Origin of the sequence: Tumidithrix helvetica PCC 7403 (genome assembly GCF_965232925.1) — a bacterium.
Lineage (GTDB): Bacteria > Cyanobacteriota > Cyanobacteriia > Pseudanabaenales > Pseudanabaenaceae > Tumidithrix > Tumidithrix helvetica.
In genome coordinates, this window is sequence record NZ_CBDDRA010000021.1 from 1 (window position 1) to 19,825 (window position 19,825).

At 46.0% G+C, this 19,825-nt stretch carries 22 protein-coding genes and 2 pseudogenes; 14 read left to right on the forward strand and 10 right to left on the reverse strand.

Features of this window, described 5'->3' with window-relative positions; all coding sequences use genetic code 11:
• A pseudogene (locus ACP2WE_RS18210) lies at positions 1-248 on the forward strand (photosystem II q(b) protein); the annotation flags it as partial.
• A gap of 119 nt (positions 249-367) precedes the next feature.
• Here the strand turns inward: ACP2WE_RS18210 and ACP2WE_RS18215 are convergent.
• The 3 genes from ACP2WE_RS18215 to ACP2WE_RS18225 form a co-directional block, all read right to left on the reverse strand.
• On the reverse strand, positions 368-721 hold the full coding sequence (locus tag ACP2WE_RS18215; protein WP_425216971.1) for a DUF5615 family PIN-like protein: 354 nt from the start codon (positions 719-721) through the stop codon (positions 368-370).
• Positions 718-945 carry a DUF433 domain-containing protein gene (locus ACP2WE_RS18220; protein WP_425216972.1) on the reverse strand — a complete coding sequence of 76 codons (228 nt, stop codon included), beginning with the start codon at positions 943-945 and terminating at the stop codon, positions 718-720. Before ACP2WE_RS18220 ends, ACP2WE_RS18215 begins: the two co-directional genes overlap by 4 nt.
• 431 nt (positions 946-1,376) lie before the next feature.
• A complete protein-coding gene (locus tag ACP2WE_RS18225; protein ID WP_425216973.1) occupies positions 1,377-1,625 on the reverse strand; it encodes a ribbon-helix-helix domain-containing protein in 249 nt (82 codons plus the stop codon).
• Positions 1,626-1,831: 206 nt separating this feature from the next.
• Between ACP2WE_RS18225 and ACP2WE_RS18230 the strand changes: the two genes are divergently transcribed.
• On the forward strand, positions 1,832-2,017 hold the full coding sequence (locus tag ACP2WE_RS18230; protein ID WP_425217060.1) for a hypothetical protein: 186 nt from the start codon (positions 1,832-1,834) through the stop codon (positions 2,015-2,017).
• Between the two features lie 107 nt (positions 2,018-2,124).
• On the opposite strand, the gene ACP2WE_RS18235 is transcribed toward ACP2WE_RS18230, so the two are convergent.
• On the reverse strand, positions 2,125-2,739 hold the full coding sequence (locus ACP2WE_RS18235; RefSeq protein WP_425216974.1) for a CAP domain-containing protein: 615 nt from the start codon (positions 2,737-2,739) through the stop codon (positions 2,125-2,127).
• Positions 2,740-2,743: 4 nt separating this feature from the next.
• On the reverse strand, positions 2,744-4,312 hold the full coding sequence (locus tag ACP2WE_RS18240; RefSeq protein WP_425216975.1) for a peptide ligase PGM1-related protein: 1,569 nt from the start codon (positions 4,310-4,312) through the stop codon (positions 2,744-2,746).
• A gap of 327 nt (positions 4,313-4,639) precedes the next feature.
• On the opposite strand from ACP2WE_RS18240, the gene ACP2WE_RS18245 reads away from it, so the two are divergent.
• Together ACP2WE_RS18245 and ACP2WE_RS18250 are read left to right on the forward strand one after the other, a co-directional pair.
• Positions 4,640-5,332 carry a DUF8619 family protein gene (locus ACP2WE_RS18245; RefSeq protein WP_425216976.1) on the forward strand — a complete coding sequence of 231 codons (693 nt, stop codon included), beginning with the start codon at positions 4,640-4,642 and terminating at the stop codon, positions 5,330-5,332.
• Between the two features lie 114 nt (positions 5,333-5,446).
• Complete coding sequence (locus ACP2WE_RS18250) at positions 5,447-5,785, forward strand: DUF1830 domain-containing protein (protein ID WP_425216977.1); 339 nt, start codon at positions 5,447-5,449, stop codon at positions 5,783-5,785.
• Between the two features lie 77 nt (positions 5,786-5,862).
• Here the strand turns inward: ACP2WE_RS18250 and ACP2WE_RS18255 are convergent, their stop codons facing one another.
• Positions 5,863-8,676, reverse strand: a complete 2,814-nt coding sequence (locus ACP2WE_RS18255) for a M16 family metallopeptidase (RefSeq protein WP_425216978.1) — start codon at positions 8,674-8,676, stop codon at positions 5,863-5,865.
• A gap of 199 nt (positions 8,677-8,875) precedes the next feature.
• Here ACP2WE_RS18255 and ACP2WE_RS18260 point away from each other — a divergent pair, with 199 nt between their 5' ends.
• The 5 genes from ACP2WE_RS18260 to ACP2WE_RS18280 all read left to right on the forward strand — a co-directional run bounded on the left by ACP2WE_RS18260 (position 8,876) and on the right by ACP2WE_RS18280 (position 13,676).
• Positions 8,876-9,505, forward strand: coding sequence for a DUF3318 domain-containing protein (locus ACP2WE_RS18260; RefSeq protein WP_425216979.1), 630 nt, complete (start codon positions 8,876-8,878; stop codon positions 9,503-9,505).
• 232 nt (positions 9,506-9,737) lie between these two features.
• Positions 9,738-10,673: a DUF1517 domain-containing protein gene (locus ACP2WE_RS18265; protein ID WP_425216980.1), complete on the forward strand. Its 936-nt coding sequence runs from the start codon at positions 9,738-9,740 to the stop codon at positions 10,671-10,673.
• Between the two features lie 366 nt (positions 10,674-11,039).
• Positions 11,040-12,221 carry a hypothetical protein gene (locus ACP2WE_RS18270; RefSeq protein ID WP_425216981.1) on the forward strand — a complete coding sequence of 394 codons (1,182 nt, stop codon included), beginning with the start codon at positions 11,040-11,042 and terminating at the stop codon, positions 12,219-12,221.
• A 168-nt stretch (positions 12,222-12,389) separates the two neighbouring features.
• Positions 12,390-12,977 carry a TIGR04376 family protein gene (locus ACP2WE_RS18275; protein ID WP_425216982.1) on the forward strand — a complete coding sequence of 196 codons (588 nt, stop codon included), beginning with the start codon at positions 12,390-12,392 and terminating at the stop codon, positions 12,975-12,977.
• A gap of 90 nt (positions 12,978-13,067) precedes the next feature.
• The gene (locus tag ACP2WE_RS18280) at positions 13,068-13,676 is read left to right on the forward strand and encodes a hypothetical protein (RefSeq protein ID WP_425216983.1); all 609 of its coding nucleotides are present in this window, start codon (positions 13,068-13,070) and stop codon (positions 13,674-13,676) included.
• Positions 13,677-13,956: 280 nt separating this feature from the next.
• On the opposite strand, the gene ACP2WE_RS18285 is transcribed toward ACP2WE_RS18280, so the two are convergent.
• On the reverse strand, positions 13,957-14,265 hold the full coding sequence (locus ACP2WE_RS18285) for a hypothetical protein (protein ID WP_425216984.1): 309 nt from the start codon (positions 14,263-14,265) through the stop codon (positions 13,957-13,959).
• Between the two features lie 11 nt (positions 14,266-14,276).
• On the opposite strand from ACP2WE_RS18285, the gene ACP2WE_RS18290 reads away from it, so the two are divergent.
• Positions 14,277-14,420: a hypothetical protein gene (locus ACP2WE_RS18290; RefSeq protein ID WP_425216985.1), complete on the forward strand. Its 144-nt coding sequence runs from the start codon at positions 14,277-14,279 to the stop codon at positions 14,418-14,420.
• A 15-nt stretch (positions 14,421-14,435) separates the two neighbouring features.
• Here the strand turns inward: ACP2WE_RS18290 and ACP2WE_RS18295 are convergent, their stop codons facing one another.
• The gene (locus ACP2WE_RS18295) at positions 14,436-15,101 is read right to left on the reverse strand and encodes an iron uptake porin (RefSeq protein WP_425216986.1); all 666 of its coding nucleotides are present in this window, start codon (positions 15,099-15,101) and stop codon (positions 14,436-14,438) included.
• 168 nt (positions 15,102-15,269) lie between these two features.
• Here ACP2WE_RS18295 and ACP2WE_RS18300 point away from each other — a divergent pair, with 168 nt between their 5' ends.
• Together ACP2WE_RS18300 and ACP2WE_RS18305 are read left to right on the forward strand one after the other, a co-directional pair.
• Positions 15,270-16,529, forward strand: a complete 1,260-nt coding sequence (locus ACP2WE_RS18300) for a dicarboxylate/amino acid:cation symporter (protein WP_425216987.1) — start codon at positions 15,270-15,272, stop codon at positions 16,527-16,529.
• A 27-nt stretch (positions 16,530-16,556) separates the two neighbouring features.
• Positions 16,557-16,850 (forward strand): annotated as a pseudogene (locus tag ACP2WE_RS18305) (Uma2 family endonuclease); the annotation flags it as partial.
• A gap of 19 nt (positions 16,851-16,869) precedes the next feature.
• Here ACP2WE_RS18305 and ACP2WE_RS18310 read toward each other — a convergent pair.
• A complete protein-coding gene (locus tag ACP2WE_RS18310) occupies positions 16,870-17,166 on the reverse strand; it encodes a cupin domain-containing protein (RefSeq protein ID WP_425217061.1) in 297 nt (98 codons plus the stop codon).
• A gap of 568 nt (positions 17,167-17,734) precedes the next feature.
• Between ACP2WE_RS18310 and ACP2WE_RS18315 the strand changes: the two genes are divergently transcribed.
• Together ACP2WE_RS18315 and ACP2WE_RS18320 are read left to right on the forward strand one after the other, a co-directional pair.
• Complete coding sequence (locus tag ACP2WE_RS18315; RefSeq protein ID WP_425216988.1) at positions 17,735-18,556, forward strand: HEAT repeat domain-containing protein; 822 nt, start codon at positions 17,735-17,737, stop codon at positions 18,554-18,556.
• 8 nt (positions 18,557-18,564) lie between these two features.
• The gene (locus ACP2WE_RS18320; protein ID WP_503473945.1) at positions 18,565-19,248 is read left to right on the forward strand and encodes a HEAT repeat domain-containing protein; all 684 of its coding nucleotides are present in this window, start codon (positions 18,565-18,567) and stop codon (positions 19,246-19,248) included.
• Here the strand turns inward: ACP2WE_RS18320 and ACP2WE_RS18325 are convergent.
• A complete protein-coding gene (locus tag ACP2WE_RS18325; protein ID WP_425216990.1) occupies positions 19,238-19,813 on the reverse strand; it encodes a DciA family protein in 576 nt (191 codons plus the stop codon). The genes ACP2WE_RS18320 and ACP2WE_RS18325 overlap by 11 nt on opposite strands.
• Between the last annotated feature and the right edge of the window lie 12 nt (positions 19,814-19,825).

A 19,825-nucleotide genomic window follows, 5' to 3' on the forward strand; every position in this document is an offset into this window, starting at 1 on the left:
CAGTCGTCGGCATCTGGTTTACATCCTTGGGCGTCAGCACCATGGCATTCAACCTGAATGGCTTCAACTTCAACCAATCGATCCAAGATAGCCAAGGACGCGTCGTTCCTAGCTGGGCAGACGTAATCAACCGCGCTAACTTGGGTATGGAAGTCATGCACGAAAGAAATGCACACAACTTCCCTCTCGACTTGGCTGCTGTTGATGTTGCTCCTGTGGCTCTAACTGCTCCTGCGATCAACGGTTAATTCATTCGATAGTCTAGTCTCTGATTAGAAAAAAAGAAGCTCTCCGAAAGGGGGGCTTCTTTTTTTGAGGGATTGAAGAATACAAGCGATCGCTTTTTTCCTATTACTATATATTCGTCTTACTGATGTACTATGACTGAATCTCGTGACATTTCAATCAAAGAATGTTGCTCTAGTAAATGGACTAGCTGATTGAAATTTTTAGCAAATAATGATTCCAATTCTTTGTTGCTGATGTTGCCTGTTGTCACTAGCAAAAGTTTGTAAGGTTCTTGCCTAACATAAAAAGAATCCCAAAAATCTGAATCTTTGGTAATAACAATTCTCTGTTCGCGTAGTGAAATAGCATTGATTTCTGTGTCTGGGGTAGCATTTTTTAGGGCTAATTCCTTTGTGTGAATTGCGTCATGTCCCATTGATTTTAAAAGATTGGATAAACGGACAGGTAATTGAGCATCAATGAGAAATTTCATATAAGAACTTTGTAGATGCTCTTTACTTGGGTTAGTTTAGTGGCATAGGCTAGAGCTGCAAAAATATCATCTCGCTCTAGATCGTCATAGTCTTCAAGAATTTCCTCGGTGGTCATACCTGAACTGAGGAGTTCTAGTATCATCTCGACAGGATAGCGCAAACCTCTGATACAGGGCTTGCCATGGCAAATATTCCAGTCAATTGTGATGCGTTGTAATAACATATTTAGATATTCCTTTATCGAGAACTACCATTTCAGACATTCCCAATCCTCTTCATCGACGATGGGGTGACGATATCGCCTAATGTTCTACCTTTGCCTGCGATCGCTTTTGATAGTGATCGTCTTTTAATTGGGGTCGCTGGTAGTTTATTTTCTTCGGCACTGGTTCCGTGTAGTGGGAAAAATCGATGAACCCCCTTCAGAATAAGGATTTTGGCGATCTGTCTCTAAAACGGCTATAATCGTTGCGCTGTAGGCATTTTGAGGGATTTATCCAATTCGGCGGAACCAGTACCTTCTTGTTGAAATCCTCAATAAATCGTTCGCCAGCATCAGTACTAAATTCAGCAAAATAATCAAATATATTATCCAAATCGCGACTTGACTAATGGAGAAATAATGTAGCGTGTCATTGATTATTCTCACGAGTATTACGTACGAACTCGTTCTTTCAATCTTGCCATCACAGTGTCACTATCCAGCCCTTCACCGCGATCTAGTTGCTCTAAACCATCTGCTACCTTTTGACGAGTAGCTTGAAGCCATTGCTCGTAATGCTTGTCTCTTTCCTCAAGTAAACGAAATGCTTCAAAAAGCACTTCATCTGTAGAGCTATATTTACCAGTCTTGAGCTTTTTTTGAATAAACTGCTCTTGCTCAATTTTTAGCGCAATACTCATGATTTACATCCCAAGCCGTGTAATTACCAGTGATTATAGCAAAAGCTTTAAAGTTAGAAGCTCTCGAACAATCATCTGATATGGCGATCGCAATTTTCCTGTTGTTTCCTTAAGTTACATCAGATAACTTTCATTCCCAGTCTTCTTCATCGACAATGGGACTCACGATATCACCTAAAATCTTCACTTTGCCAGCCATGCTAGGGATGGGAAAACGTCGTTTTATTTGTGGTTTAGGTGTTGCGGGAATGATTAGATTTTTGCAGCAGTTCGATGTGGGCGAGGGCGACTATACACGCGATCGCTATCAAGTGCTAGATCGTTTGACAATGCAAGATTTTCAAGCTTATATCCACCAACAAAGAGAAGGAAAAGATAGTTCTACCCACTGAGTTGCAAGACTTGCAAAAGAGGGTTCCTATTGTCAGCGATAAGGCATTATTCGATCGGCAGACAATACAAAAGCTTTTAGGAGATCCCGCCATTGATTCGTTCGACGTTAGCAGAAATTTTGAGTCACAAAAACTTCCCGATCGCGAGAAATTACTACGCCAATGCCTTCGCGATCGTAGGTGACGGTTAATAGGGTACTGCGATGACCGGGGCTATTCATCCAACCATCAACGCTGATTTTTGCGATTTCCTCTAACGTGCGCCAATCGTAGCCGAGCGTAATCCCCCCTCGCTCTAGTACAGAATTGTAGAGGTAGGTATGCATCAGATTTTCCGAAAGTCCCTCGGTGTAGTGGGTGGCATACTGTTTTACGCATCGGTAGCCTAACTTTTCTCCCCTAGCGGTGGGATCTTCGCCATTAAGATTAATGTGTTGGTAAAAGCCTCTGTTTGCCATATCCTGACTGTGGGTGCGGGCAACCTCGGCAAGGCGATCGTCAAACTGTAACTCAGAAATGCCCTGCGATCGCCTCTCTAGGTTCGTGAGTTCGTGGATGCTCCATTCTAGGACAGAAATATCAATTTGTGGCTGTTTGCGCAGATAATTACGGGCGCTATATTGCCAGCCAATTAAAGCCGCGATCGCAATGACTAGAATCCCCAGAAAGACAATTCCCCCAATTAGTTGCCTGCGTTTGGGGTGCGGACGAACTCGCGGCATAGAATTAATCCTTAAACTCGCTACAGGATGCATCGGCATTAGGTACTGCAAGGGTTTCTCGATCCAATACCTCCACAACGCGATCGTAGATGTCTTGGGCCTCCTGCGGAGAATTGCCGATACTAGTCAACCCCAACTTGCCAAATTCTGACAAGCAACTAATGAGATGAAAAACCGTGCCGGTTTCTGTGCTGCTATCAAAGTGCAGGCGATGGTGCGCGATGATATCCATCAGATCGTGGGGAAGTAGACCGTTGTATTGCCCCTTTTGCAAAGTATCGGTGGCAATATAATATTTCTCCCGTCCGTGCTGGCTGTAAAACAGACCATCGCCGAGATTAAATTGCCCGTTGGTCAGGAAGCGGAGAGTCATCAATGGGTGCGTCGTGCCCCCTTTACGCAGATTAATTTCGATCGCCTGTAAATCCCAGCTACTATCCTGCTGCCGCACCGCGACAAAATCAACGCCAAACCTTTCTAAGACGCCCTTAGCCGCGAGGGTTTTGCCGATACGCATGCCAAATTCCTGTAACTGCAAACGATAGCTGGCATCGGCGGGGAAACTGCACCCCAAGTAAACCTGTGCATCTGGCCCACCCAAAATTTGATCGTGGGTAGAGAGAATTTCCACCTCGCCTGTAGGGGCAATTCTGCCTTGGACGCTGGGCGATCGCTTTTCTTCGCCCTCGATAAATGCTTCGACAATCGCGCCCAAATCGGGAAGGCGCTTGGCAAAATTCGTCCAAGTTTCAGATAGCGATTGAAAGCGCATCTGTGGGAAACAATTAGCGATCGCGGCTGCACGTTGGGGCGATTCCACAGTAAGGATTGGCGCTAATTCTAAGATGGCGTTCCCTTCGCCAGAAAATCCTTCGTTCAATTTGACGACCATGCGCTTGAGTTGTGGCTGCCGATCCCACAGTGCCGCAGCTTCCTCGGCTAAGTCATGGGGGCTATGTACCAACGGACTGCCATCGGGATGGGGAACCTGCGTTTCCGCAAAAATGCTACGACTGCCACTCTTGGTGCCGAGGTGCAATAGATCGGGGTTGAGCGCCCATAGGGGAATGCCTAACTCCACAGATAATTCCCGTTCTAGGGGTGTGGAATTAAAACAAATCATGTAGGCTTTCTGCGGTCGCAACGCCTTGCGGATGCGATCGATCAGGCGCGGTCGCTCTAGAATCTTTTGGGTTAAGGGGACGTGCGACGCATCGTAGGTAGAAAGCAGCACCAGTCGCTCGCGGGCATGGGAAAAGGGAATGCCCGGTAACAATTGCAGGTAATAGTCAATGATGATGGGCGCTAGAGGTTGGGATGTGACATAGACCAAACGGGTGCGGGGATTACGCAGGCGAATCAGGGAAAATAGCAGACGTTCCTCGTAGTGGTGGCTGCCTGCAACCTTTAAGAGTTCGGATTGATCGAGGCTTAGCGAAGGCACGACCAGAATGTCATAATCGCTCAGATCGAATTGTTCGATCGTCTGCCAGCGATCGCGGAGTTGGGCTTGTAACTGGCAAAATTTAGCTTTTGTCGCCCAGAGATGATTTGCCTGCCCTTCACTGACCATGTTCCTAACCCCTATGAATCCTTGCTGGTACGATGCTCAATCCTAGTTTGTTCAAAGGCATGAATCGTATGTGCTTGTCTTTAGGCGATCGCCAAACAGGGCGATCGAAAATTTCGCTATAGTATGGTTGCGAGGTTGACACATACCCTAGAGTCAATATGCCCCAGTCCGCATTCAATACTTAGGGCTTTCGCAAAGATGAGAGCAACTTTTCTACTGTTTTGCAAATGACTAGAAGGGGCTTTCATTCAAGCTTTTGGGCGTTTACATTTTACCCAACTTCAGCATCCCTTTGTAAGTTCTGCTTATTAACGTTTTACGTAGCGAATGATTACTCCACTCAAGCGCAAGAAATTTGACGAACTGATCCCCGCCGTACCTACTGCTGATCAATATCAATACTATTGGGGAAACGGACAGGATTTATTTCGGCGCATTCTCATATCGGTAGCGTTGTTGGTTGTGTTTACGCTGATCTACAACCGCGTCAATGACAATAGCCCCAACAGTTTTGTCGCTTTGATGGTGTTTGTTTGTGCGGCTTTAGGCGGTATGTACTGGATGTTAGAGCCAGTTTTGATTGCTGTGGGGCGCAATGCCAAATTGCGAAGATTTGCAAACTGCGGTTTTTGGCAAGCACAGGTTTTAGATGTTTATTTGTCGGAAGAGGTGCTGTCAAAACAAGAAACTGTGGATAATCGCGGGCGGCTTGATGTCAGCTATAACACCGAAAGTTTTTTTAATGTGGAGCTAGGCGATCGCACGGGGTTTATCACCACCATCCGCGTACCTATGCGACGCGAATATAAACGCATTGCCCCCAAGCAGGTTGTCTGTATGTTGTTGTTTTCTAACGATCGCAGTTTTAGTCGCATCAGTAAAGTCACGACCGATGCCTTTATTCCCAAATTAAATATCTGGATTAGCGACTACCCCTATCTCAGACGCGATGTATTCATTGACTTAACTCGATATATGTTCAAACGCGAACAGGCTGCGGTTGATGCCGAACGAGAGTAAAAAAGATTAAAAAATTATAAATGTGTGTCTTAGATCACTCCTTGATTGGATGAAAGTGATAGCTTGGGATCATGCAACAGCAAAGCTTTTACTTTAATATTTAGGTTTAGATCTATGGTAAGCACACAGCATGAGTTGTACAAAAAACTAATCGTGAATTGCCGCTATCGTAACAGTGGGGAATCAGTGCAAATTATTCGGGTTTCGCGTTCTAGCTCGACGCTTAACTCAGGATATTTACAACACACGATTGAGCGTACTGTGATGCCAAACCACCAGATCGATTTTCAAGCACCGATTGATGCCCTACTAGAGGTGCATGAGGGGATCGCCATGAGTTCGATCCATGCCGATTCGATCCCATGTGTGGAACTTCGGATTGCCAATCCCGAAGCAATTAAGCAGGAGAGTGTCAGCAAGCCTACTAATAGCGAAATCGCCTGGGCAGCTTAGAATTCGCAAGATTTTCATCAAAAAGCAAAAAAAGAGGGGTAACTTGTAAGTTACCCCTCTTTTTCGTAAGAAGGAATTTACTGCTTGGCTTCTGCGGGTTTAACCGTCACAATCAGTAAATTATCAGGCAAAAGAAGATCCTTCGCAGTTTGGTTGACGGCATCTAGAGAGATAGCGCGAACTTTACTAGGAAATTCGTAAAAACTACCCATGGGGAATCCATAGGTTTCATCGCTCAAAACGGCTTCCGCAATATTATCGGGCTCAGCCAGATTGACGGGGAAGCTATTGATCAGACTGTTTTTTGCAGCATCGAGTTCCGCTTGGGTGATGCCGCGATCGCGAACCTCTCTAAATACAGCCAAAGTCTTTTCGATCGCTTTTTGCGTATCCTTGCCATTGGTTTGGAGTTGGATGATAAACGCACCTGGGGCTTTGCCAACTTGGAAATAGCTGTAAATGCCATAGGTCAGCCCTGCCCGATCGCGAATTTCTGTGCCTAAGCGACTAGAGAGCGTATCGCCACCGAGTACCTGATTGAGTAAGATTGCCTCATAGTAGCGGCGATCGAAGCGCGAAATACTGGGATGCCCCATCAGCGTTACCGCTTGGGTTTTACCCGATAGCGTCAATTCTTTTTCCGTTAATTCGGTGGGATTCGCAACGGGTGGGTACTGCAAAACGGGCGCTGTACCCGTGGCTTTCCAATTACCTAGTTCTGCGGTAAGTAGGCTTTTTAGAGCTGTGGGATCAAAATTTCCCATCAGTACGAGTGTAGTCGAGTCGGGTCGGAAATAGGTTTGATGGAACTTCACCAAATCTTCCCGCGTAATTGCTTTGAGGGTTGCTTCCGTACGCATATTGTGGAAAGGATGCCCCTTGGGATAAAGCTTTTGTTGAAATTCGCGCCGCGCTAAGCTACCGGGCGTATCTAACTCAGACTTTAAAGCCACGAGATTGCGTTGGAGATTGAGATCGAACTCCTTGGCTGGAAATACAGGGTTTTGCAAGACATCTGCCAACTGTTTGACCACGATAGGCAGATCGCTAGATAACGCCGATGCCCCAATATTTACGCCTTCACGTCCCGCCGAGAATCCTAGTTTTGCCCCGCGATCTTCTAAAACAGCGGCGATCGCATCGGCATCTTGGGTCTTAGTCCCATTCATCAAGTTTTGGGCGGTTAGAGAGGCAAGTCCCGCTTTCGCTTCGGTGTCAAACCCTGAGCCTGCTTCGACCCGTCCCTCAATCGTGATCGAAGGACTACTCTTGTCTTGAATGAGCAAGAGGTTTAGGCCATTGGGCAACACAAATTTAATCGGTTTGACAGGATTAGGGACATCGATCTTGTTCGCAAGAGCGCTTTCAGGTAAAAAACGTTTTACCTCAGATGGGTCAACGGGCTTTCCGGGGCTAAAGGCTTCAGAATGGGTGGGATTGACCGTCGTCGATCCGCCTTGACCGGTAATTACGGTAGGCTCAAAAAAGCCCAAAATGCGCTTGTCGGGATTGAGATATTGTCTGGCAACACGCTGCACGTCAGCGGTGGTCACCTTGCCAATATTCGTCAAATAGCGATCGCTAAACCGATAGTCACCTGCGACGATCTGGTTGTAGCCTAACTGAAGCGCCTGAGAGCTAATATCGCGATTTCCCAAAATATAGTTAGCCCGAATTTGGACTTTGGCGCGATCGAGCTCAGCTTCAGTAATTCCCTCTGACTGCAATTTTGCAACTTCGGCAAGCAATAACTTATCGATCTCGGGGAGGGTTTTGCCCTGAGCGGGTGTCGCCCCAAACATGTACCACCCTGGGTCGATCATGGTCGATGCATTGCCACTGACACTGCTGGCTAAACCAGTCTGCACGAGAGCTTGATAGAGCCGCGAACCACGTCCCGATGTTAAGACAGAATCCATCACATCGATCGCTGGCACATCAGGGTGGGTAATCGAGGGCAATGTGGGGTAGACCGATTGCAGAAATGCTACACTGCCTGGCTCGCGCAGCACGATCGGATTTTGCTGGGGTGATTTTATGTTTTGGATAGTCGGCGCAGCTTTTGCCACAGGTTTTGGTGGGGCAGAAATTTTGCCAAAAATCTTCTCGATCTTGGCAAGGGTGGCTTTTGTATCAAAGTTGCCAACTACTACAAGCGTGGCATTCTCTGGACGATAGTGGGTGCGATAGTAAGTTTGTACATCCTCAACGGTGAATGTTTCCACATCAGGGCGATAGCCAATCACGGGCCAACCATAGGAACTAGTTGGAAAAGCCACTGCCATTAACGATTTATACAAACGCGAACTGGGGTTGTTATTGCCGCCATCAAGTTCTGACAGCACTACAGTTCTCTCGGTTTTAAGTTCTTCGACTCCTGCGAGCGTGTTGACCATGCGATCGGCTTCTAGCTCTAAAAGGGCATCGAGTTTTTCGCTGCCAACCGTGCCAAAGTAAGCCGTCATGTCATAGCTGGTAAAAGCATTAGAACTGCTGCCTAAAGCACTAAATAATCTGCCAAATTGAAGCGGGCGATCCTTTGTCCCTTTAAACATCAAGTGTTCGAGTTGGTGCGAGATGCCCGTGATTCCTGGTCTTTCATTGCGCGAGCCAACGCGGTACCAAACCTGGACGCTGACCACAGGAGCCGTATGAATTTCTTTGGTTAAAACAGTTAAGCCATTACTTAGCAAAGTTTTTTCTACCCGATCGGTTAAGGCGGTTGATGCCGTAGTTGGTGCAGTATAAGCGGTCGGGGACGCTTTCGTTGGAACAGCATCTGCCTCTTGGCGATTAAAAAAGGATAAATTACTTAAAAGGGGTAGAGGCGTATTGCTCAGGAGAATGATGGTCAGCGCGATCGCCAAGCATCGGCTCACAAAAGAAAGCATAGATTTCAATTTTTTCAGTTGGTGATTAAATAAATTCACAGTAGATGTACGAAAAATAGATCGCTAATCCTTATCGACAATTATAGATAGTCAAAGAAAATGCTAAACTCATGGGGTAAGTTGACCTAAAGCTATAGAAGCAGACCCTGTCAGAGTTCTTATTGTTTCTATTGCTATGTAAATCTCTGCTTAAAAGTTCATGCCATCCCCTAGTTCTTCTCTCAGAAATACCTTTACTAAGACTGAATCAAGACGACTTCAGGATCTGCTGCCACCAGAACTGCAAGCGTGGGTGAAAATAATCAATGCTGACGGTGTGCGCCCACCCTTGATTGCCTGCGAAGAAGCAGGGGGCGACGAGGTGGTGATCTTAATCGATATGTTGCGCTGGGAGCAACTCGCTCAAGATCAGCGCAATTTGCTATTCTGGCACGAAGTGGCACGCGTACAAAATGATACGGTTCCCAAAGATGGTTGGGAGGTTGCTGCTCTAGCAGTTGGTCTAGGCGGCGCAGTCGGTGAATTGTGGGTGCAAAATGGTCTGCTGTTTATGCTGGCTTTGGGCATTTGTGGTGTTGCAGGGTTTCAACTCTGGCGGCGCGGCAGTAGCAAAAAAGATATTCGACATTTAATTGAGGCTGACCAAGGCGCGATCAAGCTGGCAATGCGCAACGGCTATGCCATGCCTGCGGCTTACAAAAGTTTAGGCAGTGCCCTCAAAATTTTGCTCAGCGAAGCCAGTAAGGGTAGAGAACGCACAGCGCTTGAAAAACGTTTAGATGCCCTAAGAGCCGAAGCTGCAAGAGCCAGACGCAACTACGAAAATTAATTTCGTAATATCTCAGAGAATACTTCAAGCCGAGGAGCAGGCACAGGGTGGTGCCGCTCCAAAAGATTTTGTAAAACAACTTGGAATTTCTATGGGGAATTTAGATCGACCTTAAGATAGGTTTATGCTTCCCAAAGCCTGATTTGGCTTGGGTAAAATAGATTTAACTCAAAGTATTGAGTTAGATTAGGGTTAATAGATTTTTATAACGTTGAGGATCGTAAAAATTTTTATGAAAAAAATCATGCCTTGGGTGCGATCGCTCTTAGTTTTTGTTTTGGTCGTGGCAATCGTATTTGGGAATGCCCATGAAGCATTAGCCAGACGTGGTGGTGGCAGAATTGGTGGCGGTTCGTTTAGAGCGCCTACTCGTTCTGTGCCTGTTAGTCCTTCTAGAGGTGGCGGCTATACCAGTGGAGGGTTCACCAATGGTGGCGGATTCTTCTTCTTACCTTTCTTTTTTGGTGGCGGTGGTGGTGGCAGCATTTTCACCTTTTTGATCCTTGCTGCAGTAGCTGGTGCGGTTTTACAAACATTTCGTGGCGCTGGCGACTCTGATGCTGAAGGTATCACTGGTATGGACAGCAAAGTTACGGTTGCCAAAATTCAAGTCGGTTTGTTAGCTTCTGCCCGCGAACTCCAAAACGATCTTACCCGTTTAGCGATGGACTCAGACACCTCGTCTTCTGAAGGTTTATCGCTGATTTTAAAAGAAACGGTTTTGTCTTTGGTACGTCACCCTGAATATTGGGTTTACGTTTCCTCAGCTAAGGAAACTACCAAATTTGCCCTAGCCGAGCAAAAATTTAACGGATTGGTGATGTCTGAGCGCAGCAAGCTCAATGCCGAAGTTTTATCAAACAAAAACGGGCGGATTTTGCAAAGCTCCAAAGCAGCAGGAACTTTACCCTCTAGTGGCGATCTGAGCCTTGAAGATCCCAGCGAATATATTGTAATTACTCTGATGGCGGCTGTGGCAGGCGATACCTTGGGCAAATTACCTGAGATTCGTTCTTCAGAACAACTCAAGCAAACCTTGTCAGCTCTTGGCTCAGTCACCCAAGATCAATTATTAGCGATCGAAGTGCTATGGGAGCCTCAGTCAACCGACTATACGCTTACCTCTGATGAAGTGCTTACCGTTTATCCAGATCTAGTGAGAATCTAGACTTACAAGTTTTTAAGTAGCTTTTTTATAGAGTTTTTAGATTGACTTTCCGATCTTTATACTCCGAATCTTCCGATCTACAGAGAGACGCAAGCGATCGCTTGCGTCTCTCTGTAAGTTTATAAATCTGCAAATTTCGCTACAACCTATGGTGTTTCTTTGCAATCTATGGTATTACTAGCCAGTATTATTTTGCTCCAAGCAGTGTTTGGGGTAAACGTAATTGTGAAGCTAGTGCTTGTATTGCCACTTGTGGTCAGATCGGGGATGTTGTTTGAAATAGACAAAAGGGAACTCTGACAGTCTGACGCTCTGGGTATAGGAAAGCTTGGATGTTGGTTTGAGGAGTTAATAGGTGAGTCTCGTATGCTACAAAACACACAAAATCACAATAACGATCGATATTTCACAACCCATGAGGTAGATGCTTTCTCAGATCATGCCGACGATCTGATGGACGATCTGTTTGGTGATGTAGAGAATACGCTCCATGTTGGTGCTATCAAAAAACGTACTGATAAACGTACTGATAAAAAGTCAATCAATCAGATCTTGCCCTATACACCTACCCATACCAACGCAACTCGCTCAGCCGCGCACCAATCCTCTACCCCAGTATCTACAGATGCTTCATCTTCGCATCACTATACGCCAAGCGATCGGGCTATTACCCATCAAGTAGAAACGTCCAAAGATACGGTTAGTCTCACCAGAATTGAGCTTGCCGATGTCGATTTGCCTCCCGTTTCTCGCCAAGATATTCTCTGGATTGAGCCTTATGTAACCCGAGACCCCAACCCACCCGCGAGTAACTTTGAGCCACCGATCGATTACACAGAATCAAAACGCAGCAGCCTGCTCGATCGCCTCCTACTTGTCAGTGCATGTGGTTCAGCACTTTTAGCCGCTGTAATGTGGTCAGCGAATCACGGTTTATTCGATCGCAATGCCCCGAAAGTTAGCACGGTAAATAACAACGGTCAGCTTAGCCCCGAAAAGCAACAGTTTGCCGAAGAAATTAAGCGATCGCTTGCCAATGTTACCGACAAAAGTAGAACTGCAACCAATACAAATGGCATACCTATGATGCCAGGTACAAATTCTCCGATTGTATCGACCTTACCGATCGCGAACAGTGGGTCTAATAACGGACAAATGCAAATGGCATCGCCACCTATTGTAGGTACTAGCGTTCCACCGTTATATATTCCTGTGTATCAACCTCCAGCACTGAATGGTAACAACAACCCAGTGGCTCTGCCACCTGTTTCTTCAACCAATGGTAGTGCGATCGAGGTTACGCCTTCTAATCCACAATCCATCACAGCTACGCCTACTAGTTCAGCCCCAACCTATACGCTGATCGGGTTGCTTGATTTGGGCGAACGCTCTAGTGCTATGTTTGATGTCAATGGTTCTATGCAAACAGTTAGCCTAGGCAAACAAGTTGGAAATAGTGGCTGGACGCTAAGCCGCATTAGCCAACAAGAAGTCACGCTCAGACGCGGTCAAGATACAAAGAATATTTTCATCGGTCAGAAATTCTAGGTAGAAATTTTAGGTAGAAACGCCAGCAGCAGCAAAGCATTCGGGTCGCGATCTCTTGAATTTGTACCAACTTTTATTCCGAAGGCTACACACTTATTTTGAAATGCACGAAAGCAAGAGTTTTCTTCGGTAGAATGATAAATGTTAAGCTCAAGTTGAGGACTCACAATGGGGCTAATTGAGGATATCTCCCGTTTTTTGGAAACGCGACTTGAAGAATACATTCGCAGTAATCCTCAGATGGAATTGCAAGTCCTTGAGGATCAGCTACGCGGACAGGCTGAGGAAGTAGCAAAATTGATCGTTGGCTTTGAAGTACAGGAAAAAGGACATCAAGACCAAATCTTAGCGATCGCTGAAGAGATTAAGCTATGGCATGGCAGGGCGCTTAAAGCCGAAGCCGCAGGGAGAAAAGACTTGGCAAATGGAGCCAAAGAGCGTGAGGCAGCTTTCCTGCGTCAGGGTAACCAAGTGTGGGCGCAAATGGAACTGGTAAAACAGCGGCGCGCTCAGACATTAGAGTTGCAATCGCAAATTCAGGTACGGCGTAAAGAAGTACAGGCAAAAATTGCAGAAGCGACGAAGGCGGCAAAAAACGCACCAAAACAGCCCCAAACAAATCCAGTCTTTAACTGGGAAAACCTCTACACGCCACAATCATCGGCTAACTCATTCGATGACCTAGATAATAAGTTCAAACAATGGGAAATGGATGAAGAATTAGAACGATTAAAACGGAAGATGGGTAAATCCTAGAAGTTCAACGATAAGGGTTTAAATACCTTAAACCCTACCAAATCAGGGTAGCTAAAATTCTATCTACATCATTGAGGGGAAATTATAGCGATGTTAATTAACATTCCTGATTCTTTGACTTTCTCAGATTATTTTAAGCTCAATTACTATCCAAGAGATATTTTGAGACACTTTGGCTATTCATTTAGGTCAGAGGAGTTAACCTTACCCAAAAGTACAATGGTCTTAGATGACCTAGAAAATCTGCAAAAGCGGCTAAAAAAGAGTTTGCCTCTCATAACTTTCGATAATGAAACGGCAAGAAGAGAGTTTTTAATTGCTCCTGTGTTAATGGATTTAATTGACTATACGCAAGCAGAACTGAGGGTACTCTATCCCCTCAACGCATCCAGTCAATTGCGAGGTGAACTAGATTATTTTATTGAATCTCACAACCAATTACTAGTGATTGAAGCGAAAGATGAGAACCTTGAGCGTGGTTTTAAGCAATTAGCTGTGGAGCTAATTGCGGTAGAACAGATGTTAGAAGACAATCGCCAGTACATCTATGGAGCCGTCTCTATTGGTAAGGTTTGGCAGCTTGCGATATTAGATCGTCACAAAAAAGAAATCCTACAAGACTTGATGCTCTATCGAGTTCCAACCGATCTAGACGATCTGATGCGCATCCTTGTCGCAATTTTGATGAGAGAAGAATGAGGTATATGCGCGATCGCTATGCCCGAGACTTTATTCAAGATCCTTACGTAATTGTGGTAGTACTTTTCCTAAGTATTGAAAGTTGAGATCGCGATCAAAAGTTCCGCAATTATTTCCACGCACAACATCTCCCACATGAAGGGGAGATGTTTGTTGTCGAGATAGATTGCTAGTGATTGTTATGCCAATTCACTTGAAATTGGCAACAGATCTAGATTTGAGATCCTTGCTACACGCGGTCTTTCAAACAAGCTGCACCGCAACTTGTTTGAAAATGATATTAGTCATGACGATCGCGATAGATTGAACGAGACACGCGATCTTCTCGGCGATTGAGTTGACGATATTCTTGAGCAGATAAATGTCCGTCACTCAGGGCATTTTGGCGCTGGGTGTTGATGCTTGCCTCTCTCCTTTGCAGATTTTGATATTCAGCAGGGCTGATTTGCCCCTGTTGCACGCCCTTGTAGATACGTTCTTGTTGGCGCTCTAAACGGTTTGCCACTTCCCCCGCAGAGGCAGAGGTAGGACTGTAGAGAGCGGTTCCTAGGGCGGTTGTCGCAATTAGAGCAAGTGTTAAGGCTTTCATAGTATTCCTCGGTGAGTAATTTACGATTACCCCCCTTTAGACATAGCCACCCTGTCTTAAGGTTCAATTTCTCTCCTGCGATCGTTGGGGCAATTTTATGCGATCGCGATCGCAGCCACCGCACAAAATCTATGCAACGTAGATTAATGGGATGAACTTGCTACCTGTGGCTAATTTTCGTAAATCACTCTAGAATCAAACCCACGCGATCGCACCATGGTATTGAGGGCTTCGGCACTACTGCGTTTGTTAAAGCCTTGAATCTCGATATATTTCCCCAATCTGGACGAGCTAATTTTGGCGGTGGGAACGATTTCTCTGGCTTTCTCTAATAAAGATTCAGAGGTGGAAGGCACGATTACGTAGTAATGTTTGACCGAATCAGCCAAGGCTGCTAGTTCTTGACTTTGTTTGGAGAGTTCCGTTTGTAGCCTTTGCAGTTCCTCTTTACTTGCCTTGCGATCGAGTTGTTCCGAAAATTTCTCATTCAACTTATCTAAGCAATTGCTCATGCCTGCCACAAACTCATAGCGAGTCATCGCTTGGTTGCCGCGAAATGTCCCGTCTGGATATCCTGCAATGCATCCATAGCGTTCTACGAGGGATTGCAATGCGGGAAATGCCCAATCCGTAGGATTAACATCGCGAAACTGGGATGTGGAAGTCACATTTTGCGTTATTTCAGTCTGTGTAACCGACAATTGCTTATTTGTCTGGGAATCAGTACTTTGAGTTATGGTTGTAACGTTTTGTGCTGCAATTGTAGTAGGAAAACATACCAAGGCGATCGCGATGCTAAAAAGCAGGCGATTTATTGTTAATTCTTGTTTAAGCATGATCTTTAAGGACGACAAAGTTGAGTCAATGCACCTAATATCAACATTTTACCCGAAAATCGTTCGTCATTCAGATTTAACCCTGAGTTGGCTGGAGTAGCGATCGCGCGTCAAAATCCTAGAAACGGCAACAACCCCATTATGAATCACTAGCACTACCCCTCTGTCATGAATCTATCGACATTTATCTTGGTTGCCCTTGGCGTGGGCATTGCATTTGGAACGCTACTAAATACGAGTTTCCCTGAGAGTATTGCCCTCATCGATGGATATGTTTTAGCACCTGTCGGCGCAGGTTTTTTGCGACTCATTCAATTTGTGGTCGTTCCCATTGTATTTTCATCGCTACTTTTGGGCTTAACCCGAATTCAAGGTGCAGGGCAGGTGGGAAGGTATGCTGCTAAGTTAATGACCAGTTATGTGCTTACAAGTTTTGTTTCACTTTGCTTGGGAATCACGACTGCTTTGGTTTTGCAGCCTGGGGTTGGTGTGACGGGATTTACGCTGTCAGGGGATTCTGCATTGGTGCAAGCACCTTCTTTGGTGAGTTGGTTGGTCAGCCTGATTCCAGTGAACCCGTTAGAGGCTCTCAGTCAAGGGAATCTGTTACAAATCATTTTTTCGGCGTTCTTATTTGGTATAGGTATCCAACTTGCCCATGAGAAGTCAAAGCCATTTATGGATTTTATCGAGAGTATCTACCATATCAGCGAGAAGATTTTATCGGTGATTTTGTATGTGGCTCCCTTTGGCGTGTTTGCGCTGATTAGTTCGGTGATTGCCACGCAGGGATTAGCGCTGGTAGCGAGATTGCTATTCTATGTTTTGGGCTTGCTGATGGCGACGAGCATCATGACTGTGTTTTATATCATTGTTCTCTTTATTCTAAAAGCCGATCCTATCAAGTTCTTTCGCAGCCTTTCTCAAGCCATGATTTTGGGATTTGGAACGGCAAGTTCCAATGCCGTCCTGCCCGTTTTATTGCAGGACATTCAAGAGAATTATGGTTTGCGCGAAGAAATTGCCAGTTTTGCGATTCCATTGGGTACAGCGCTCAAACGCGATGGTGCAGCGATTTTACAGGGGTTTAATGCTATTTTTATCGCCCAAATTTATCAAATTCCATTGACACCCTCCCTCTTGATGGCGATTGGTGTGAGTAGCTTATTGGTTTCCTTTAGCACCCCTGGTGTTCCAGGCTCGGCTTTGATCACGATGGCAACGGTTCTATCGGCATCAGGGCTACCTTTAGAAGGAATCGCAGTCGTGGCAGGTATCGATCGCCTCACCGATGGCTTTAAGACAGTGATTAACGTAATTGGCAATAGTGTGAATGCGATTATTCTCAGCCGTTGGGAAGCGGAGCAACAGACCTTAGAACAGCCCTTGGAAGTTGCTATGCAGGCATCGTCTGGCAATAAGGGCTAGCGATCGCTTGTTTGGCTTCATGTCATATTTGGCACATCTAAACCCACCCCCGATCTGGTAATTGAAGTTGTGTTTACGAGCGGCAGTCCTAAAAAATTGCAACGCTATCAGGCGTTAGGTATCCCTGAAGTCTGGTTTTGGCAGGATGGCATGTTTAACCTCTATTGCCTCCGCGATCGCAACTACGAATTAATTGCTCGTAGTGAAATTCCAGAGCTTGCAGGCTTAGATATCGCCTTACTAACTCGCTGCGTGTTAATGGCACAAACCTCGAGACTAGAAGCCGCAAATACTTTTCGCACTACAATCAATAAGGGCTAGGATAGGCTTTTTCCAGTGACTAATCGGGTGCAGCCATTTGAATACCGTGGCGATCGAGGATCTCAGTCAGTTTGGGCAAATCGTCTGGTAATTGTCGAATTTTCTCGCTCATTTCGATAAAGAATTCGTCGATCGCACCTCCAATTGCCCATGCCAAAAATCGCGTAGGACGATCGGATGTATTCGCATAGCCATGTACTGTGACTGCGGGGATATGAACGAAGTCGCCAGCCCGAACTGTTAATGACTCTCCACCCATTTGCATTGTCAATACTCCATCTAAGATATAGTAGCTTTCTTCTTCTTTGATGTGAATGTGTGGTGGAACAAGCCCTTCGGGGGAACCTCAACGGTCACAAAGTCATACGATTGGTTGAATCTTCAGACTTGAGCTTGATCGATCGCTAGGCTTGAGGATGCTGATTATGATAGACATTCGCTGTCAATGTTACAGAAAATTGCTAGCGCTCTCGAGCAGAAGGTTGAGATTAGGTTTTCAGAGATCGAGCTTGAGACGAGTTTGATATAGTCGCTGTTTTAGGTTTCAGGAAATTAAGGGCGATCGCTAAACCTCAACAAAATCCCAATGTATATCCAGATCCCCGACTTTTTATGTAAATTTGCAAATCCCTTCCGATCTCATAGAAAAAGTCGGGGATCTCAATCTTTCCGTTTGAAGTTGAGGTACGGCTACTTATGGGCATCTCTAATCTCAACTTTACATTTCCTATGGGGCGATTTCTATAGTTCTGAGATCCTCAGCAAAGATCGCAACTTTAACAAGATTAATGAAGATATCTAGCGCATGGTACGTTTGAGAAACTAAATTGGCAAGGTAGACCTACTGCAATCTAGCAAAAGCTTAGGCAGCTACTCCTAGTACTATGTCCGAAGATCAATCTCAACAATCCGCCGTAGCCCTTACCCCTGAGTCGGCGATCGCGAGTTTGCGATCGACCGATTTAAGTCAAAGGTACTACGCAGCTTGGTGGCTTGGTAAAATGCGCGTACATGAAGCTGTAGATGCCTTGATCGTTGCCTTAGAGGACAATGACGATCGCACGGACTTAGGTGGATATCCCCTGAGACGAATTGCGGCTAGAGCCCTTGGCAAACTGGGAAACCCTAGTGCCATACCCGCTCTATTAAAGTCATTAAATTGCGAAGACTTTTACGTGCGAGAAGCTGCAGCGCAAGCGATTGAAGCGATCGCTGCGAGTTCGCCCGAAAGTTTTAATGCTGCCCAGGTTTGTACGGCTACTTTGACGCGCTTACTACAAAGTAAGGTGATCGATAGTGTCAAACTAGAGCAGCCCTACGAAGCAATTTTAGAAGCACTCGGAAGGCTAAAAGCAGTTTCTAGTCAGACTGCGGTTGAGCCATACCTTCAGCATCGTTTACCTCGGATTCGTTTTGCTGCCGCCAGGGCAATGTATGGTTTAACTGGGGCATCTGAATATGCCGAATTACTAGTGAAAGGGTTGGACAATCCTGACATTAATCTTCGTCAGGCAGTGCTGACAGATCTTGGTGAAATTGGCTACTTGCCAGCAGTAGAAGCGATCGCTCAGTGTCAAGCTGAACATGGCTTTAAACTGTTTGCGCTCAAGAGTATTCTTGACATGCACCTACCCAAAGCACAATTCGATCTGAGTCTCACAGAGCCCTTACAGCAGATAATGTTGTATATGGACGATCTACTTTAAGAACAAAAATTTATAAAACACTAGCAATCAAAAAAATTTCAATGAACACCATTGATTCTTTAATTGAAGCAGTAGAGCAAACCCCTACGCCAACGGAGCTGATTCATGCAGCTCAAACCCTGGCAGATAGCCACTCAGCGTTGGCAGTACCTAGCCTTATTGCGATTTTAGGCTATGAAAATCTAGCCGCTGCTAGCATCGCTATGCGCGGGCTTGTCAGCATTGGGCGTAGCGCTGTTGAGCCTTTAATGGCAGCGATCGACGAAGAAAACTATGAAGCGCGAATTTACATCGTTCGGGCTTTAGCGGCGATCGGCGATCCGCGATCGCTAGATATCCTGTTCGAATGTGCAGAGACTGACTTTACGGCTAGCGTGCGGCGTGCAGCGATCAAGGGTCTAGGCAATGTTCGCTGGCATTGGCTCACCCAAGATCTAGAACAAGACTTGCATTGGAGTCGAGAGGCGATAGGTGTTGCCCAAGATCGCGTCCTGCGTACCCTCCGCTTTCTGCTTGACGATCGCGACTGGTCGATGCGCTATGCTGCCGTTGTTGCTTTAGATGCGATCGCCGCCAGTAACAGTGGCATAAACGTCTTTAACATCTTGAAGGTGGCGCAAGTTCGAGAAAGCGACATCTCCGTCCAAGCTCGCATTCGCACGGCTTTACAAAAACAGTTGGTCACTGCCTAAATAAATACTGACTAGCGCAGGCACGGCACATCTGCCAGCGGGCGATTTCCCCCTGCGGGCTAGGACAACCACAGCGATCGCATTTCGGGAGTTCCGACGATCGCTGTTTGATTAGGGCTGACCATCGGTCAAACGCCTCTAGGGCATCTTGCGGCGGCTTTACTGGGGCAGTTTGCGGGGCAGTTTGCGTAGTTGCAACAGAGAGGTAACTGGGATGCTGTTTGAGTTGCTCTGTGAGATCTGGGCGTAGTGGCTGTTTCGGCTTAGATGCCCACTTGGCAGTAGAAAAGTGAATATCGGCGATCGCAGGCGCGATCGCCAGTTGTGCGTTGAGCTTTGTCAAGATTCTGACCCGCTCAAAAGACAGAGCCTGCGACCATACAGAGCTAGACACGGCTACCTGCAATACCTGCTGATAAACGCCAGTGGGACGAGTTTGGCTGGCAACCGAATCGCCGACAATTTCTGACCAAGTTTGCAAAATTTGCAGAAACTGATTGCGTTGCTGCCAATTCGTTTGGCTTTGAATATGCCCAATAACCTGTGATAAACCCGTTAGTGACATCGTGAATTTATC

Bases quoted from the DNA above. Each gene is read 5' to 3' on its own strand.
- ACP2WE_RS18295 (WP_425216986.1), bottom strand. From the start codon at position 15,101: ATGCTTAAACAAGAATTAACAATAAATCGCCTGCTTTTTAGCATCGCG.
- ACP2WE_RS18285 (WP_425216984.1), bottom strand. From the start codon at position 14,265: ATGAAAGCCTTAACACTTGCTCTAATTGCGACAACCGCCCTAGGAACC.
- ACP2WE_RS18270 (WP_425216981.1), top strand. From the start codon at position 11,040: ATGCTACAAAACACACAAAATCACAATAACGATCGATATTTCACAACC.
- ACP2WE_RS18250 (WP_425216977.1), top strand. From the start codon at position 5,447: ATGGTAAGCACACAGCATGAGTTGTACAAAAAACTAATCGTGAATTGC.
- ACP2WE_RS18230 (WP_425217060.1), top strand. From the start codon at position 1,832: ATGGGAAAACGTCGTTTTATTTGTGGTTTAGGTGTTGCGGGAATGATT.
- ACP2WE_RS18315 (WP_425216988.1), top strand. From the start codon at position 17,735: ATGTCCGAAGATCAATCTCAACAATCCGCCGTAGCCCTTACCCCTGAG.
- ACP2WE_RS18275 (WP_425216982.1), top strand. From the start codon at position 12,390: ATGGGGCTAATTGAGGATATCTCCCGTTTTTTGGAAACGCGACTTGAA.
- ACP2WE_RS18235 (WP_425216974.1), bottom strand. From the start codon at position 2,739: ATGCCGCGAGTTCGTCCGCACCCCAAACGCAGGCAACTAATTGGGGGA.
- ACP2WE_RS18225 (WP_425216973.1), bottom strand. From the start codon at position 1,625: ATGAGTATTGCGCTAAAAATTGAGCAAGAGCAGTTTATTCAAAAAAAG.
- ACP2WE_RS18300 (WP_425216987.1), top strand. From the start codon at position 15,270: ATGAATCTATCGACATTTATCTTGGTTGCCCTTGGCGTGGGCATTGCA.
- ACP2WE_RS18255 (WP_425216978.1), bottom strand. From the start codon at position 8,676: ATGCTTTCTTTTGTGAGCCGATGCTTGGCGATCGCGCTGACCATCATT.
- ACP2WE_RS18280 (WP_425216983.1), top strand. From the start codon at position 13,068: ATGTTAATTAACATTCCTGATTCTTTGACTTTCTCAGATTATTTTAAG.
- ACP2WE_RS18325 (WP_425216990.1), bottom strand. From the start codon at position 19,813: ATGTCACTAACGGGTTTATCACAGGTTATTGGGCATATTCAAAGCCAA.
- ACP2WE_RS18260 (WP_425216979.1), top strand. From the start codon at position 8,876: ATGCCATCCCCTAGTTCTTCTCTCAGAAATACCTTTACTAAGACTGAA.
- ACP2WE_RS18245 (WP_425216976.1), top strand. From the start codon at position 4,640: ATGATTACTCCACTCAAGCGCAAGAAATTTGACGAACTGATCCCCGCC.
- ACP2WE_RS18265 (WP_425216980.1), top strand. From the start codon at position 9,738: ATGAAAAAAATCATGCCTTGGGTGCGATCGCTCTTAGTTTTTGTTTTG.
- ACP2WE_RS18220 (WP_425216972.1), bottom strand. From the start codon at position 945: ATGTTATTACAACGCATCACAATTGACTGGAATATTTGCCATGGCAAG.
- ACP2WE_RS18240 (WP_425216975.1), bottom strand. From the start codon at position 4,312: ATGGTCAGTGAAGGGCAGGCAAATCATCTCTGGGCGACAAAAGCTAAA.
- ACP2WE_RS18215 (WP_425216971.1), bottom strand. From the start codon at position 721: ATGAAATTTCTCATTGATGCTCAATTACCTGTCCGTTTATCCAATCTT.